The following is a 14,615-nucleotide window of genomic DNA, read 5'->3' as shown; positions in this document are numbered from 1 at the left end:
GTCGAGACAATGCGCCGCAGGCGCGAGTATCGGCCGCTCGGACGCGAGACTCGAGGGGCCGCGAACCCGCCGCGCCGGAGGCGCGGCCATGATACTGAACCGGATGGCATCCGTACTCGTGTACTTCCATGAACGAGGAGATGCAGCATGAGAAGCACCGATTGATCCGGCGGACGCATGGGAAACGTACCGGGACCGCCCGACAGCAGGTCCGGCGCCGAACCACCGGCCCGGTCCGCGAGCCTGGAGGCATTGACGTGGCGCAAGAGACGTGCGGCCCCCGCCGACGATCACGCCGACCTGATGACCGTGCTGTATCGCGAACACGCCGCGGCGTTGTGGCGTTACACGGTGGGTCTGGTCCGCGATCCCGGCCGGGCCGAGGACATCGTGCAGGAGACGCTCTTGCGTGCCTGGCAGCGGCCGAATGTGCTCGATCAGTCCACGACCTCGGCGCGGGCGTGGTTGTTCACGGTGGCGCGCAATCTCGCCGTGGATGAGCACCGCAGCGCGCGTAACCGGCGCGAGTTCCGCACCGACAGCCCACCCGAGCAGGCCGCTCCCGATCAGGCCGATCGCGCGCTGGACGGGTGGCTGGTGGCCGACGCGCTCGGCAGGCTCAGCGCCGATCATCGCGAGGTGATCGTGCGGGCCTATTATCGAGGACTTTCCACGCACCAGATCGCGGCGGAACTGGATATTCCGCCGGGCACGGTGAAATCCCGTATGCATTACGGCATGCGGGCACTACGACTCGCATTGCAGGAGATGGGGGTGACGAACAAATGACGGAGATCGCCGGGGGCAGCAGCAGAGCGGGATCGCACACCGATGAGTACACGACCTGGGATGCGCCGTACGTGCTCGGCTCCCTCAGCCGTAACGAGCGCCGCGAATACGAGGACCACCTCGCCGGTTGCCCGGACTGCGAGGCGGCGGTGGCCGAACTCGCCGGATTGCCCGGCATGCTCGGGCTGGTCGACACCGATATCGCGCTCGCCATGATCGAGTCGCCCGACGAGTCGGGTGCACCGGGTGTCTCGGCGGTTCCCGAACTGCTGCCGCGACTGGCCGACGCGGCCGACCGCAAACGCAGGCGCGGCCGTTGGGCCGCGGTGGGCGGTGCGGTGCTGGCGGCGGCGGCCGCGGTGGCGATCAGCGTGCCCGTCGTCGCCTCGGTGACCTCGAACACCGCAGTGACCTCGAACACCGCAGTGTTCGCCGAACGCGCGATGCAGCCGCTCGAACCCACCCCCGTCTCGGCCGATGTCAAGATCGTCACCGAGGACGGACGTACCAGGGTTGTCATGACCTGCAAGTACGCACCGGGAGATTACAACTACACCTGGAATTTCGGTCTGATCGTCAACAGTCGCGACGGCCGCAAATTCGATCTCGACCAGTGGCCCGCGGGCCCGGACACCGTGCTCACCGTCGACCGGACGGTCGATCTGCGACCGGATCAGATCGACAGCGTGCAGATCAAGTCCATGACCTCGGGTCGCGTGGTACTCACCGCCTCGGTCTAGCGGATACGGCTACGACCCCCGGCGAGTGTTCGCCGGGGGTCGGGCCGGTGGGTCAGCGGGCGGCCTGCTTGGCGAAGATCGCCGAGGACCACAGGTAGCCGCCGATACCGATGACCAGGCACCAGCCGACGGCGAGGTAGCCGCTGTAGCCGATCTCGGTGTCCATCAGCAGGCCGCGGATGGTCTCGGTGATCGGGGTGAAGGGCTGGTACTCGGCGAACTGGCGCAGGCCGACCGGCATGGTGTCGGTGGCGACCAGACCACTGCCGAGGAAGGGCATCAGCACGATCGGGAAGGGCAGGTTACTTGCGCTCTCCGGATTCGGGGCCAGCAGACCCAAACCCACCGACAGCCAGGTGAACGAGAGCACGACCAGGGCGAGCAGTCCGAATACGGCCGACCATTCCACGATGTTCGCCGACGGACGGAAGCCGATGAGCAGTGCCACGGCGAGCATGATCACGCAGCCGAGCAGCGCCTGGATGAGGGTGCCCACGACATGTCCGGTGAGCACCGAGGACGGCACGATGTCCATGGTGCGGAACCGGTTGACGATGCCTTTGGTGGTGTCGGTCGCGATCGACACCGCCACCGACACTGTCATGTAGGCGGGAATCATCAACAGCATGCCGGGAGCGAGGTAGTCGATGTAGTCGCCGCCCGAGGACTTCTCCAGCGCGCCGCCGAAGACGTAGTTGAAGACGAGCAGCAGGATCACCGGCATTACGACGACGCCGAAGGTCATGCTGGGATAACGCCTGGCGTGCAGCAGATTCCGCCGCAGCATGGTGGTCGAATCGGTGAGAACGTGGCCGGTGGCGCTCATGCCGCCGCCTCCTTGTCGATGCTCGAATGTCCGGTGAGGGTGAGGAATACGTCGTCGAGGTTGGGGGTGTGCACGGACAGTCCCGCGATCTCGACGCCCGCGCCGTCGAGTCGGTCCAGTACCGTGCGCAGGGCGGCGACGCCGCCGTCGCTCGGCACCGCGAGGGTGAACTCCTCGGTGTCGTCGATGATTCGCGCGACATCGCCGAGGGCGAGCGCGGCGGCGGCGAGTCCGGTGCGGTCGGCGAACCGCAGGCGGATGTGCCCGCCCGGCACCGTGCGCTTGAGTTCCTCGGCGGTGCCGTCGGCGACGATGCGCCCGTGGTCGAGTACCGCGATACGGTCGGCCAGTTGATCGGCCTCCTCCAGGTACTGGGTGGTCAGGAAGACGGTGACACCGGAATCGTCGACGAGTCCGCGGATGATCTGCCACATGGTGCGCCTGCTGCGCGGATCGAGTCCGGTGGTCGGCTCGTCCAGGAAGATGACGCGTGGGTCGCCGACCAGGGTCATGGCCAGGTCCAGCCGTCGGGTCATACCGCCGGAGTAGGTGCCGGCCGTCTTGTCGCCCGCGTCGACCAGGTCGAAGCGCTCCAGCAGTTCACCCGCCAGCCGGGCGCTGGTCTTGCGCGGCAGATGGTGCAGATCGCCCATCAGCAGCAGGTTCTCCCGACCGGTGAGCAGTTCGTCGACGGCGGCGAATTGCCCTGTCACGCCTATGAGTCCGCGGATCGCGCGCTTCTCGGTGGCGAGATCGTGTCCGCCGACGCGGATTTCGCCTCCGTCCGCGGCGATGAGGGTGCTCAGGATCTGCACGGTGGTGGTCTTGCCCGCGCCGTTGGGACCGAGCAGTGAGTAGACGGTGCCTTCGGGGACGGTGATGTCGATGCCGTCGAGTACCACGTGATCGCCGAACGACTTGCGCAGGCCGATTGCCGAGATCGCCGGTGCGCGATGCCCGTTGACCATATTTGTTCCCTCCAATGATAGATGAATAGATATGCATGAATGCATGTTTCATCGACACCGGCCCTCGGGGTCGGTGTTCGGGATACGTCGTTCCGAGGCGGAACGATCAGATGTCGAGATCCTCCACCGTGGGCCGACCGATGGCGTCGGCCACCCGCCGGTAGAGCCGGCCGGGAATCTCCCCCTTCAGTTCTTCGAGCGTGTCGAATACGGTGAAAATGAAATCGCCCCAATCCTGTTCGCCGAAGCCGAGCATGCGCCGCCAGTCCTTGAGATCGCGGAGCCAGTTCTTGGATTCGACCGGAAAGTCCGACCAGTCGGCGTAGTGGGCGTGCATGGCGAGCTTGCCCTTGCGCGTGCGGTACACCCGCACGTGCTCCATGCGCTTGTCGTTGGTGTCGTGCCATTCGCCGAGCAGGACGCCGGAGAAGCGAACCTGCCTGACCCCGTCGTGACCGACGCGCAACACGATCTCGTCGTATCCCTCGCGACGACCTTCCTCGAGCTCGATGAAACGGCGCAGGGCCGTGGTCACCGCACCGGAGAGATTGCCGCCGACCAACTCCTGCGCCCGCTGGAAGAGGGGCAGGTCGTCGTCGGATACGTAGATCGTCTTATTCGGCATGAACCGAATATACGTAGATGTATACGTACACGCAAGACGTGCGGTTATCCGATCTTTATGGCAAATCTTCGGACGGCGTTGAACCCCCGCGACCGCCGCTCCGTATTTCCTCGTGTACGAGGCAATGACCTCGGGTTGCGCTGTCAGCGCCATCCGGCGGGACACCGCGGAAAGGAGCGCCATGCCCAGCAGGGCCGTGGACTATCTGGTTCGAGCGGTCGCCACCACGGGTGTGCGACATATCTTCGGGGTCGACGGGGCCAATATCGAGGATCTCTACGACGCGATCTTCGACTCCCCCGACGGTGTCGCGGGCGTGATCGCCAAGCACGAGTTCTCCGCGGCCACCATGGCCGACGGCTACGCCCGCAGCACCGGCGGACTCGGCGTCGTGGCCGCGACATCCGGCGGCGGCGCGATGAATCTCGTTGCCGGACTTGCCGAGTCATATGCTTCCCGGGTTCCGGTGCTGGCATTGGTCGGGCAGGCGCCGACCGCGCTGGAAGGACGCGGGGCCTTCCAGGACTCCAGCGGGAAGGCGGGCACCATCGACGCGAGGCGGCTGTTCGGCGCGATCACCCGCTATTGCGCGCGCGTCGACGATGTCGGCGATTTGCCCGGCGCGGTCACCGACGCCATCCGCGCCGCGCATACCGGCGGACCCGCGGTTCTGTTGCTGCCCAAAGACATTCAGCAGGCGAGCCTGGACCACGCACCGGTCGCCCTTACCGCCGCGACCGCGACGCGCGACGACGAGGGCATCGCCCGGGTGCGCGCGGCACTCGTGGCCGCCCGGCGCACCGGCAAGGTGGTCCTCATCGCGGGCGACCAGATCGCCCGCGACGACGCCCGGGACGAATTCGCCGCGCTAGCGGCGGCTCTGGACGCGTCGGTGGGTGTCGCGCCGGATGCCAAGGACACCTACGACAACCTCGGCCCCGGCTTCCGCGGCGTCGCGGGCAGTATGGGCCACCCCGACCTGATCGCGGCCGTCCGCTCGGCGGCGCTGTGCCTGCTCGTCGGCACGCCCATGCCGGTGACCAGCCGCACCGGACTCGACGGCCCGCTCGCCGACTGCCGGGTCGCCAGTATCGGCGCGGTCGAACCGTACATACCGAGCATCCACGCCACCAGCACCGACCTCGCCGCGACCCTCGCCGACCTCGTCGCCGAATTCGACGGCCCGACAACCGAAGTGGAACGTGTCGCCGCGCCCCTCGGCACGCTGGAGGTGCCCGCCGCACAGGGGCCGGGCCTGCGTTACCGAGAGGTGGTCGAGGCCATCGAGGCGGCGCTGCCCGCGGGCACCGACGTCTTCGCCGACGCGGGCAACACCGGCGCCGCCGTCGTGCACCATCTGCGGGTTCCGCCCGGCGGACGGTTCACGGTCGCCCTCGGCATGGGCGGAATGGGTTACGCCTTCGGAGCGGGCATCGGGTCGGCGTTCGCCCGCGGTCGCCGCACCGTCGTCATCGCCGGTGACGGCGCGTTCTACATGCACGGCATGGAGGTGCACACCGCGGTCGAATACGACCTGCCCGTCACGTTCATCGTCTTCAACAACAACGCGCACGCCATGTGCGTCACCCGCGAACAGCTCTACTACCGCAACAGATACAGCTTCAACCGCTTCCGCGCGGCCCGTCCCGGGGAGGGCGTCGCCGCCATGTTCCCGGGTCTGCCCACCCGTTCCGTGCGCCGCCCCGACGAACTCGGGTCCGCGCTCGAATACTGCCTGCACACGTACGGACCGTCGTTCCTGTCCGTCGAGTGCGATACCGACGAGATACCGCCCTTCGCTCCGTTCCTGTCATCCGCCGAACCAACCAGGAGGAACCCGTGACCCTCAGCGCCCTGCCCGCCCTCAGCGATATCCCCGACGACGTCGTCCCGGGAGTGCTGCGCATCGAGAACTCCGACAAGGACGCGACCACGCCGATCATCATGGACATGCTGCGGTCGGTCTACCCGCACGAGCAGGTCTTCGGCGAGTACTGCCCCGTCCAGGCGTATATCGCCGCGCCGCCGCGCGAGGTGTACGAATACCTCGCCGACACCAGGTCGCTCGAGGAGTGGACCTACAGCCTGCGCGGATTCGTCGAAACCGAGGATCCGGGGCTGTGGCTGGCATACGACCGCCTCGGTGACGCCACCAAGATCTACACCAGGACCGTCGCCAATCCCGATGCCATGACCGTCGACTACCACTGTGCCTGGGACCAGGGCAAACACCTGTGGATGATCTATCTCATGCGGGTCGTGGACGCGCAGGTCGTCTTCGACAAGCCCGGGTCGGTGGTGCTGTGGATGAACTGCAAGCACCCCTTCTACGACGAGAATCCCTATCCCGAGACCGCGCCCGCCAAGCGGCCGGTGTGGGTCGGCGACTTCTGGGACATGTTCTCCGCCGGACACCAACTGGAGATGGACAACCTCAAGGCGATCTGCGAATACCGGGCCGAACACGGTCTGCCGATCAAACCCGAATGGATGGCGTGACCCATGAGCACCCGTAACCCCGACGCCCCGAAAGCGCCCGCCGTCAGCCTCGTCGACGTGTCGAGCTACCTGCCCGGCGAGCCGGTGCCGACCGAGTACTTCACCCAGTACTCGCGCTCGGACCGGATGGCCAAGAACGTCATGTTCCGCTCGCCCAAGGGCCGCCACCACGTGTCACGGGACGAAACCGTGGTGGATATGGCCGAACGCGCCGTCGCCCCGCTCGTCGAACGGCACGGCAACTCGCTGCTGACCGACATCGACGTGCTCATCACCCACACCCAGCTGCCGGACAATCCGGTCCTCGGCAGCGGGCCCGAGCTCGCGCGTCGCCTCGGCGCGCGACCCGACCACGTCTTCGACGTGCACAACGGCGGCTGCGCGGCCTTCGTGCACATGATGTCCATGGCGCGCATGGTGTTGCAGACCACCGACGCGCGCACCGCCCTCATCGTCGCCACCCAGAATTGCGCGGGACCGGTGTTCACCCAGACCGAGATCCGCAAACTCGCCCAGGCGCCGGTGCCGGGCGACGGATGCGGGGTCGGGCTGCTGGTCAAGAACGACAGCGCGCCGATCCTCGATATCGAATGCCGCACCTATCCCGAATTCGCGGGCGATATGGAATTCTCCACCAACGGCGAGCGCAAGTACTGGGAGCCCGGCGAAGGCCAGGCGTGCGTGAGCTTCACCGAATCCAAGGTCACCAAGGTGTTCGCGCGCGGTAACCGGCTCGTGCCGGAGGTGGCGCACGCGGTGTGCGAGCGGATCGGGGTCAAGAGCCGCGATATCGACACCTTCGTCACCAACCAGCCCAACCGCCTGTTCCTGCGCAACTGGCACGACGCGCTGGAACTGCCCGCCGAACGCCATCCCGACACCTTCGACCAGTGCGGCAACCTCTTCGCCGCGGGCATTCCGGTGACACTTGACGTGACCAATCGCGCGGGCGGACTGCGCAACGGGTCGGTGGTGCTCATGTCGGCGTTCGCCCACGCCGGTGATTTCGCCGCGGCGGCGGCCGTGCGATGGGGTGCGGCGACGTGAGCCTTAGCCTGGTCGACAACGTGCCGTCGTCGCGGCGTCCCCGCACCGACCGCCGGGCGCCGGCGCGTTTCGACCTGAGTCTGAGCGAGAATCCGTTCCCGCCACTGCCTTCGGTGCTCGACGCGGTCAATATCGAAATGGCGCGGTCGAATCGGTATCCAGAATTCCTGCCGCGCAGGCTGCCCGCGCTCATCGCCGGGCATCTCGGCGTGCAACCGGATCAGGTGGTGGTCGGTGCCGGGGCGACCGGGGTGGCGATGCAGATCATGCAGGCGTTGACCGCCCCCGGTGCGGAACTGGTCACCAGTTCGCCGACCTTCGACGGATATCCGATCATGGCCGAGATGGCGGGACTGAATCTGGTTCCGGTGCCGCTGAACGCCTCCGGTGATCAGGATGCCGACGGACTGCGGCGGGCGGTGAGCAAGCGGACCGCACTGCTGGTGCTCTGCCGCCCGCACAATCCGACCGGAACAGTGCTCCCCGCGGATGAGGTGCGAAGATTTCTCGCCGCGATACCGAACCGGATACCGGTCATCCTGGACGAGGCGTATGTGGAATTCCTCGCCGAACCCGATCAGCTCGACCTACCGGCCCTGCTCCGGCGTCATGCGAATCTGATTGTGCTGCGCACTTTCTCGAAGGCGTACGGGCTCGCGGGTCTGCGCATCGGATACGCGTTCGGCGGTCACGACCTCATGGGCCGTATCCGCAGACTCCAACTGCCGTTCGGCATGGCCACGGCCGCCGTCGCCGCGGTGGCCGCCTCCTACGCGGCCGCACCCGAACTCGGCGCGCGCGTCCGCCGTATCACCGCGGCCCGGGAGCATCTGCGTAATACGTTGTGCGCACGGGGAACAGCGGTGCCGCGCAGTCATGCCAACTTCCTGTACCTCCCCGGCCCCGGTACCGCCACCGCCCTGCGGCGCGCGGGAATCACCGCGAAATGCTATGCCGACGGCAGTGCCCGCATCGCCGTCGGCGACCCCGCCGCGGACCTCGCGGTGGTCGAGGCGTTGAGCGAAAGGGTGACGCACCGCTGAGACGCGGCGGTGCGTCCTGCCCGCGGCGGGCAGGCGGCAGTGGTTCCATGGGTGGATGCGGTTCTGGCGTCCACCCGAATTCCGGCCGAATCCCGCGCCCGCCGTCGGCACCTCGAGTCGCGTCCTGTTCCGATTCACCCTACTGGGACGCGACATCCTGCTGCGGCAGACCGTGATCGATCCGGGCGGCAGTTCCGGATGGCACTACCACGACGGGAAGTTGTTGGTGCTGGTCACCGAAGGCGCGCTCGATCATCACGGCGCGGCCCTCGTTCCGGTCACCCACCGGAGCCCCGGCTTGTTCCGGGAACGAAGCGGCCCCCGTCACGCACATGTCGCCCGCAACCGCGGAGCGCGACCGGCCGCGATCACCGTGCTGTACGTCAACCCGGCTGGAGCGCCGCTGTCGCGTGCTGTCGCCACACCGGAGTGAGGCCCGCGGACAACACTCAGCTTCCGCCGCCGCAGCCACCGCCGCCGCAGCCGTGACCGTGGCCGGTCCCGCCGGTGCAACCGCCGCCGTAGTAGGGGCCACCGCCCGCACCGGTGCCTGCGGCTCGCCAGCCACGGGTAGCGCGGCGACCCGGAAGCGGCGCCCGCAGGCCGCGACGGATGACGAGTACGGCGACCACTGCCGCGAGAACGAGCAGAATCGCGCCGACGACCAAGTTCGACCAGATGCCGATCGCGAATACGCCGGCGAACGCCACGACGACGACGACCAGACCGCGCATGGATCCTCCCCGAAATCAGTGGATGACGGTCACGGACCGTCGCTCCTATATCGACGTCGCCGCGTGTGACGCAACGAACGCCTTCTGACCAGGGGATCAGTTCGCGGGAGCGCAGGCGTCGCGCAGGGAGCAGGCGCCGCAGGATTGTCCGCAGCCGCCGGTCTCGGCCGGGACCAGGTCCGCGATCGCGCGGCCCGCGGCATTCGCGCCCGCGCCGAGGGTGAACAGCGCGAGGACGAGCGCGGCCGCGGCCACGCCGAGGGCGACGGCCCACGGCGCGGCGAAGGCGATCAGACCGCCCGCGAACAGCAGGAATCCGGCCGCGACACTCGTGGGGGCGGCGACGCGGTTCGCGATGCGGAAGGTTTCCTCGGTGCTGAGGGCGTCGTCGGTGTGTACGCCGAGGAAGCGATTGCGCGGCAGCCGACCTGTCAGCCCGAGCACGCCGGTCGCGATGGCGACGAAGGCGAGCACGAACAGGATCATGGCCACGACGAACACCCACGCAGGCTAGCGCACCGCGTCCCGCGCACCGCGAGCGCTCCCCGCTTCCGGCCACCGGACACGCGCGACACCGGAGCAGGCACGGCCCGATTTCCGGTGCCGGGGTACCGACGTTCTACGCTGATGAGCGAAGTCTGTCGGGAATCGGCGAGAACAAGAAGGCAGGACCGTGCAGGACACTCGTGCAACCGAAAGCGATGTACCCGAGCACCGGTACAACGCCGACCTCGCGGGCCGCATCGAGCGCAGATGGCAGCGGCTGTGGGAGGAGCGCGGCACCTTCCACGCGCCCAATCCCACCGGTCCGCTGGCCGGTGACACCCCCGCGGACAAACTGTTCGTCCAGGACATGTTCCCGTACCCGTCGGGTGCGGGTCTGCACGTCGGACATCCGCTCGGCTACATCGCCACCGATGTCTTCGCCCGCTACCACCGGATGCACGGGCGCAACGTGCTGCACGCGCTCGGCTACGACGCCTTCGGCCTGCCCGCCGAGCAGTACGCGGTGCAGACCGGCGCGCATCCGCGCGACACCACCGACTCCAATATCCGCACCATGCAACGGCAGCTGGACCGGCTCGGCCTCGGCCACGACCGCCGCCGCCGTTTCGCGACCACCGATCCCGAGTACTACCGCTGGACGCAGTGGATCTTCCTGCGCATCTACAACGCCTGGTACGACCTGGAATTGGGTCGGGCGCGGCCGATCGCGGAGCTCGAGCAGCAGTTCGCCACCGGTGCGCGCCCGGCGCCCGACGGCCGCGAGTGGGCCGGTCTGTCGGCGGCCGAGCGGGCCGCGATCATCGACTCGTATCGCCTGGTGTACCAGACCGATTCGGTGGTCAACTGGTGTCCGGGTCTCGGCACGGTGCTGTCCAACGAGGAGGTCACCGCCGAGGGGCGCAGCGAGCGCGGCAACTTCCCGGTCTTCCGTAAGCGCTTGTGGCAGTGGATGATGCGCATCACCGCATACGCCGATCGGCTCGTCGACGATCTGGAACTGCTGGACTGGCCGGAGAACGTCAAGTCCATGCAGCGCAACTGGATCGGGCGTTCCCGTGGCGCGCGGGTGAGTTTCGCGGTCGGCGACGCCGCCGTCGAGGTCTTCACCACCCGGCCCGACACCCTCTTCGGCGCGACCTATGTCGTGCTGGCCCCCGAGCACGAACTGGTCGACGCCCTGACCGCCGCCGCCTGGCCCGCGGGCACCGATCCGCGCTGGACCCTCGGCGGCGCGGCCACGCCGGCCGCGGCCGTGGCCGCCTACCGCGAATCCATCGCCGCGAAGTCGGATCTGGAGCGCCAGGAGAACAAGGACAAGACCGGCGTCTTCCTCGGCGTGCACGCCGTCAATCCGGTGAACGGCGCGCAGGTGCCGGTCTTCGTCGCTGACTACGTACTGAGCGGGTACGGCACCGGCGCGATCATGGCGGTGCCGGGTCACGACCAGCGCGACTGGGAATTCGCGACGGCGTTCGGCCTGCCCATTCGCGAGGTCATCGCGGGCGGCGACGTCACCGAGGCGGCGCACAGCGGCGAGGGCGAACTGGTCAATTCCGACTATCTCGACGGTCTGTCGGTGGAGGAGGCCAAGGCCACGGTCATCGCCCGGCTGGAGCAGGACGGCCACGGCAGCGGGACCATCCAGTACAAGCTGCGGGATTGGCTGTTCGCCCGTCAGCGCTACTGGGGCGAGCCGTTCCCGATCGTCTACGACGAACATGGCGCGCCGCACGCGCTGCCGGAATCCATGCTTCCGGTGCCGCTGCCGGAACTCGACGATTTCGCGCCGGTCACCTTCGATCCCGACGACGCCGATTCCGAGCCGTCGCCCCCGCTGGCGAAGGCCACGGATTGGGTCGAGGTCGAACTCGATCTCGGCGACGGGGTCAAGAAGTACCGCCGCGACACCAATGTCATGCCGAACTGGGCGGGCAGCTCCTGGTATCAGCTGCGCTATGCCGACCCCACCAATACCGACGAATTCTGCGCCAAGGAGAACGAGACGTACTGGCTCGGCCCGCGGCCCGCCGAGCACGGCGCGCAGGACCCCGGCGGTGTCGACCTGTACGTCGGCGGTGTCGAACACGCGGTGCTGCATCTGCTCTACGCCCGGTTCTGGCAGAAGGTGCTGTTCGATCTCGGTGAGGTGAGCGGGCGCGAACCCTATCGCCGCCTGTTCAACCAGGGCTACATCCAGGCGCACGCCTACACCGACGAGCGCGGCGCCTACGTGCCCGCCGCCGAGGTGGTCGAACGCGACGGCGCGTTCTACTGGACCGATGCGAGCGGCGCCGAGATCACCGTGTTCCAGGAGTACGGCAAGATCGGCAAGTCGCTGAAGAACGCCATCTCACCCGACGAGATGTGCGATCTCTACGGCGCCGACACCTTCCGCTTCTACGAGATGTCGATGGGTCCGCTGGACACCTCGCGACCGTGGGCGACCAAGGATGTCGTTGGCGCGCACCGGTTCCTGCAACGCATCTGGCGTCTGGTGGTCGACGAGGAGACCGGCGCGCTGCGCGTCACCGAGGACGTCGCCTCGGAGGCGACCCAGCGCCTACTGCACAAGACGATCGCCGGTGTGGACGAGGATCTCGCGGCGCTGCGCGACAACACCGCGGGCGCGAAGCTGATCGAGCTGACCAACCACCTCACCAAGACCTACCCCGCGGGCGCCCCCCGCTTGGTGGTCGAATCCCTGGTCCTCATGCTGGCTCCGCTGTCCCCGCATATCGCCGAGGAACTGTGGGAACGCCTCGGCCACACCGAATCCCTCGCACACGGCCCCTTCCCCGTGGCCGATCCGGCACTGCTGGTGGACGAGACGGTGGAATACCCGATCCAGGTCAACGGCAAGGTCCGCAGCCGCGTCCAGGTCCCCGCCGACGCCGACAAGGCCGCCATCGAATCCGCGGCACTGTCGGACGAGAAGATCGCCGCCATCCTCGACGGCGCCGCCCCCCGCAAACTCATCGTCGTCCCCGGCCGGCTCGTCAATATCGTCGCCTGACCCACCCGAACGACGAGCCCTCCGTCCCGCTCGGGACGGAGGGCTCGTTTGCTCGGCAGCCGCCTTCGGAGCGGTGTCGGTGAGCGACGCAGGTCGTCAGGCGTCTATATGACGTGCCTGATCGACCGAAGCGTCGTGATCCACGGGTGCGTCCACGATCCGCACCTCGACGGCCAATCCGACCTGAGTCGCGAGATTCACCAGCACGTCGATCGAGAAACGACTCAACTTACCGTTCTTCAATTCCGATATACGCGGCTGAGTCACGCCGAGGTTCGCCGCAGCGACTCGCTGCGACCAGCCGAACTCGTTGATCCGATCGCGGATCGCCCGCATCAGTTGGGATCTGACCTTCAGGTTCTCGGCCTCGGCAGGGGTGTCGGCCAAAGCATCGAAGACCGACGCGTATTCCTGGTGGGTGTTCTCCTGTTTCCTGGTCATGACGGGTGCCTTTGGTGATGGAAGCTGGGTCACGTGGCGGCGTTGCGATCATCGAACACTGCCACGCCGATCCGCGTGAGGCGGATCGAATGGGTCTCAGGACTACCGAACGCCCTTACTACTCAACTCTTCCACAGCCTGTCGGTATCGACGGATGCCGATCTCGATGGCCGACTTCGGAGTCTGGTTGGATTTCTTCTGGAATCCGTGCAGGATGCACACCTTCCCGCCTATGTCGGCGACGTAGAACACACGGAACCAGCCGTCGTCTTCGGCGATGCAGATCTCCCACGCGCCTCTGCCGACGCGCGGCATGGGTTTCGCACCTCTCGGTGTCTCACCGAGTTGCACGAGGTCGATCTGGTGACCCGCATCTTGGCGTGCCGCAGGCGGGAAGTCGCGAATCTCATCGAGCGCGCGTCCGATGAATTTGGCCGGCTTCCTGGCTGGTTCCTCCCTCACGATGTCACTATACACAATTGTGTATATATCGAGGAAGACCTCATACGGCGAGCATGAGCACATGTGGCAGGGGTGTCGGCCAAAGTATCGGCGAAGGGTGAATCAGCTCGGGGGGAGCAGGACGTCGTCGAGGGTGACCATCGAGAGGTTGCGTTCCTTGATGATGTCGACCAGTTGGCCGTAGCAGTGCGTGACCGCGGGGGCGTTGGCGTGGCCGATGACGATGGTCTGCGGGTTGAAATAGGTTCGGGCGCATTCGATGAGGTATTCCTCGGTGATCACGCCGGAGTCCGACAGCGAGCCGTACCACATGACGGGGACGGTGTAGCCGAGATCGGCGGCCACGCGGTCGACGGTGGTGTTGTGGCGGCCGAAGGGCGGCCGGTAGTACGGTGCGCCGTCGATGCCGAAGTTGTTGCGCAGGTAGTCCTTCGCGCGCGTGAGCTGGGAGGATACGGCGCTCGCCGAGATGGCGGTGAGGTCGGCGTGGTCCCAGGTGTGGTTGGCGAGCTGGATCTGACCGGATTCGACCAGCGGGCGCAGGGCGGCGCGATGGATGGACCAGGAGTCGTAGTAGGCCGTCACGAAGAAGGTGAAGCGCGCGCCGGTGTCCTTGGCGAACTGGATGTAGGCGCCGACGACCTCGGGGCTCGCGCCGTCGTCGACGGTGAGCGCCATGCTGTTGCCCTTGCCGGGCAGTTCGGTGATGGTCGAGGCCGGAATGGGGGTCTTGGGTCCGCCGGGCGGCGGGGGCAGCAGCGGCCGTTTCGGCTGGGGTTGGGGCGCCGGGGTGGGCACACCGCCGGCGGAACCGCTCTTGATGGGGTCGCCCTCGGCCACCGCACAGCCTGCCAACGCCACGGCCGTACCCGCCGCGAGCATCGACAACAAACGACGTCGTTCCACTATCTCTATACCTTC

At 67.3% G+C, this 14,615-nt stretch carries 16 protein-coding genes; 8 read left to right on the top strand and 8 right to left on the bottom strand.

Annotated features, from left to right (window positions below; all coding sequences use genetic code 11):
• The first annotated feature begins 177 nt into the window (after positions 1 to 177).
• Positions 178 to 789 (top strand): sigma-70 family RNA polymerase sigma factor, encoded by a 612-nt coding sequence (locus APZ21_RS22915; RefSeq protein WP_275426221.1) that lies wholly within the window; start codon positions 178 to 180, stop codon positions 787 to 789.
• Complete coding sequence (locus APZ21_RS22910) at positions 786 to 1,529, top strand: anti-sigma factor family protein (RefSeq protein WP_054815347.1); 744 nt, start codon at positions 786 to 788, stop codon at positions 1,527 to 1,529. The genes APZ21_RS22915 and APZ21_RS22910 overlap by 4 nt, the downstream gene beginning before the upstream one ends.
• A 52-nt stretch (positions 1,530 to 1,581) precedes the next feature.
• Here the strand turns inward: APZ21_RS22910 and APZ21_RS22905 are convergent, their stop codons facing one another.
• From APZ21_RS22905 to APZ21_RS22895, 3 genes are all read right to left on the bottom strand, one after another.
• Positions 1,582 to 2,355, bottom strand: coding sequence for an ABC transporter permease (locus APZ21_RS22905; protein WP_054815346.1), 774 nt, complete (start codon positions 2,353 to 2,355; stop codon positions 1,582 to 1,584).
• The gene (locus APZ21_RS22900; protein ID WP_054815345.1) at positions 2,352 to 3,323 is read right to left on the bottom strand and encodes an ATP-binding cassette domain-containing protein; all 972 of its coding nucleotides are present in this window, start codon (positions 3,321 to 3,323) and stop codon (positions 2,352 to 2,354) included. Before APZ21_RS22900 ends, APZ21_RS22905 begins: the two co-directional genes overlap by 4 nt.
• 106 nt (positions 3,324 to 3,429) lie before the next feature.
• Entirely contained in the window at positions 3,430 to 3,948 is a 519-nt protein-coding gene (locus tag APZ21_RS22895; protein WP_054815344.1) for an EXLDI protein, read from the bottom strand.
• 181 nt (positions 3,949 to 4,129) lie between these two features.
• Between APZ21_RS22895 and APZ21_RS22890 the strand changes: the two genes are divergently transcribed.
• Genes APZ21_RS22890 through APZ21_RS22870 form a run of 5 tightly spaced genes read left to right on the top strand, consistent with a single transcriptional unit; the run spans position 4,130 to position 8,970 of the window.
• Positions 4,130 to 5,791 carry a thiamine pyrophosphate-binding protein gene (locus APZ21_RS22890; RefSeq protein ID WP_054815343.1) on the top strand — a complete coding sequence of 554 codons (1,662 nt, stop codon included), beginning with the start codon at positions 4,130 to 4,132 and terminating at the stop codon, positions 5,789 to 5,791.
• On the top strand, positions 5,788 to 6,447 hold the full coding sequence (locus tag APZ21_RS22885; RefSeq protein ID WP_054815342.1) for a hypothetical protein: 660 nt from the start codon (positions 5,788 to 5,790) through the stop codon (positions 6,445 to 6,447). The genes APZ21_RS22890 and APZ21_RS22885 overlap by 4 nt, the downstream gene beginning before the upstream one ends.
• Before the next feature lie 3 nt (positions 6,448 to 6,450).
• Positions 6,451 to 7,494 carry a 3-oxoacyl-ACP synthase III family protein gene (locus APZ21_RS22880; protein WP_054815341.1) on the top strand — a complete coding sequence of 348 codons (1,044 nt, stop codon included), beginning with the start codon at positions 6,451 to 6,453 and terminating at the stop codon, positions 7,492 to 7,494.
• A 20-nt stretch (positions 7,495 to 7,514) separates the two neighbouring features.
• Positions 7,515 to 8,537 carry an aminotransferase class I/II-fold pyridoxal phosphate-dependent enzyme gene (locus tag APZ21_RS22875; RefSeq protein WP_371852333.1) on the top strand — a complete coding sequence of 341 codons (1,023 nt, stop codon included), beginning with the start codon at positions 7,515 to 7,517 and terminating at the stop codon, positions 8,535 to 8,537.
• A gap of 55 nt (positions 8,538 to 8,592) precedes the next feature.
• Positions 8,593 to 8,970 (top strand): cupin domain-containing protein, encoded by a 378-nt coding sequence (locus tag APZ21_RS22870; RefSeq protein ID WP_054815339.1) that lies wholly within the window; start codon positions 8,593 to 8,595, stop codon positions 8,968 to 8,970.
• Between the two features lie 16 nt (positions 8,971 to 8,986).
• Here the strand turns inward: APZ21_RS22870 and APZ21_RS22865 are convergent, their stop codons facing one another.
• Together APZ21_RS22865 and APZ21_RS22860 are read right to left on the bottom strand one after the other, a co-directional pair.
• Positions 8,987 to 9,271 carry a hypothetical protein gene (locus tag APZ21_RS22865; RefSeq protein WP_054815338.1) on the bottom strand — a complete coding sequence of 95 codons (285 nt, stop codon included), beginning with the start codon at positions 9,269 to 9,271 and terminating at the stop codon, positions 8,987 to 8,989.
• A gap of 96 nt (positions 9,272 to 9,367) precedes the next feature.
• A complete protein-coding gene (locus tag APZ21_RS22860) occupies positions 9,368 to 9,772 on the bottom strand; it encodes an SdpI family protein (protein ID WP_054815337.1) in 405 nt (134 codons plus the stop codon).
• A 172-nt stretch (positions 9,773 to 9,944) separates the two neighbouring features.
• On the opposite strand from APZ21_RS22860, the gene leuS reads away from it, so the two are divergent.
• Positions 9,945 to 12,791 carry a leucine--tRNA ligase gene (leuS, locus tag APZ21_RS22855; protein ID WP_054815336.1) on the top strand — a complete coding sequence of 949 codons (2,847 nt, stop codon included), beginning with the start codon at positions 9,945 to 9,947 and terminating at the stop codon, positions 12,789 to 12,791.
• A gap of 96 nt (positions 12,792 to 12,887) precedes the next feature.
• On the opposite strand, the gene APZ21_RS22850 is transcribed toward leuS, so the two are convergent.
• The 3 genes from APZ21_RS22850 to APZ21_RS22840 form a co-directional block, all read right to left on the bottom strand.
• Entirely contained in the window at positions 12,888 to 13,232 is a 345-nt protein-coding gene (locus APZ21_RS22850; protein WP_054815335.1) for a helix-turn-helix domain-containing protein, read from the bottom strand.
• Positions 13,233 to 13,334: 102 nt separating this feature from the next.
• Positions 13,335 to 13,694, bottom strand: coding sequence for a type II toxin-antitoxin system RelE/ParE family toxin (locus APZ21_RS22845; protein WP_054815377.1), 360 nt, complete (start codon positions 13,692 to 13,694; stop codon positions 13,335 to 13,337).
• A gap of 102 nt (positions 13,695 to 13,796) precedes the next feature.
• Complete coding sequence (locus APZ21_RS22840; protein ID WP_054815376.1) at positions 13,797 to 14,576, bottom strand: polysaccharide deacetylase family protein; 780 nt, start codon at positions 14,574 to 14,576, stop codon at positions 13,797 to 13,799.
• Positions 14,577 to 14,615 lie beyond the last annotated feature (39 nt).

The sequence above is a fragment of the Nocardia arizonensis genome (assembly GCF_001310275.1).
Classification (GTDB): domain Bacteria; phylum Actinomycetota; class Actinomycetes; order Mycobacteriales; family Mycobacteriaceae; genus Nocardia; species Nocardia arizonensis.
Note: the sequence above shows the minus strand (reverse complement) of the source record. Positions and strands in the feature narration are given on the sequence as shown.

Excerpts from the sequence above, each read along its gene's own strand:
- APZ21_RS22915 (WP_275426221.1), top strand. The coding sequence starts at position 178 with ATGGGAAACGTACCGGGACCGCCCGACAGCAGGTCCGGCGCCGAACCA.
- APZ21_RS22910 (WP_054815347.1), top strand. The coding sequence starts at position 786 with ATGACGGAGATCGCCGGGGGCAGCAGCAGAGCGGGATCGCACACCGAT.
- APZ21_RS22905 (WP_054815346.1), bottom strand. The coding sequence starts at position 2,355 with ATGAGCGCCACCGGCCACGTTCTCACCGATTCGACCACCATGCTGCGG.
- APZ21_RS22900 (WP_054815345.1), bottom strand. The coding sequence starts at position 3,323 with ATGGTCAACGGGCATCGCGCACCGGCGATCTCGGCAATCGGCCTGCGC.
- APZ21_RS22895 (WP_054815344.1), bottom strand. The coding sequence starts at position 3,948 with ATGCCGAATAAGACGATCTACGTATCCGACGACGACCTGCCCCTCTTC.
- APZ21_RS22890 (WP_054815343.1), top strand. The coding sequence starts at position 4,130 with ATGCCCAGCAGGGCCGTGGACTATCTGGTTCGAGCGGTCGCCACCACG.
- APZ21_RS22880 (WP_054815341.1), top strand. The coding sequence starts at position 6,451 with ATGAGCACCCGTAACCCCGACGCCCCGAAAGCGCCCGCCGTCAGCCTC.
- APZ21_RS22870 (WP_054815339.1), top strand. The coding sequence starts at position 8,593 with ATGCGGTTCTGGCGTCCACCCGAATTCCGGCCGAATCCCGCGCCCGCC.
- APZ21_RS22865 (WP_054815338.1), bottom strand. The coding sequence starts at position 9,271 with ATGCGCGGTCTGGTCGTCGTCGTCGTGGCGTTCGCCGGCGTATTCGCG.
- APZ21_RS22850 (WP_054815335.1), bottom strand. The coding sequence starts at position 13,232 with ATGACCAGGAAACAGGAGAACACCCACCAGGAATACGCGTCGGTCTTC.
- APZ21_RS22840 (WP_054815376.1), bottom strand. The coding sequence starts at position 14,576 with ATGCTCGCGGCGGGTACGGCCGTGGCGTTGGCAGGCTGTGCGGTGGCC.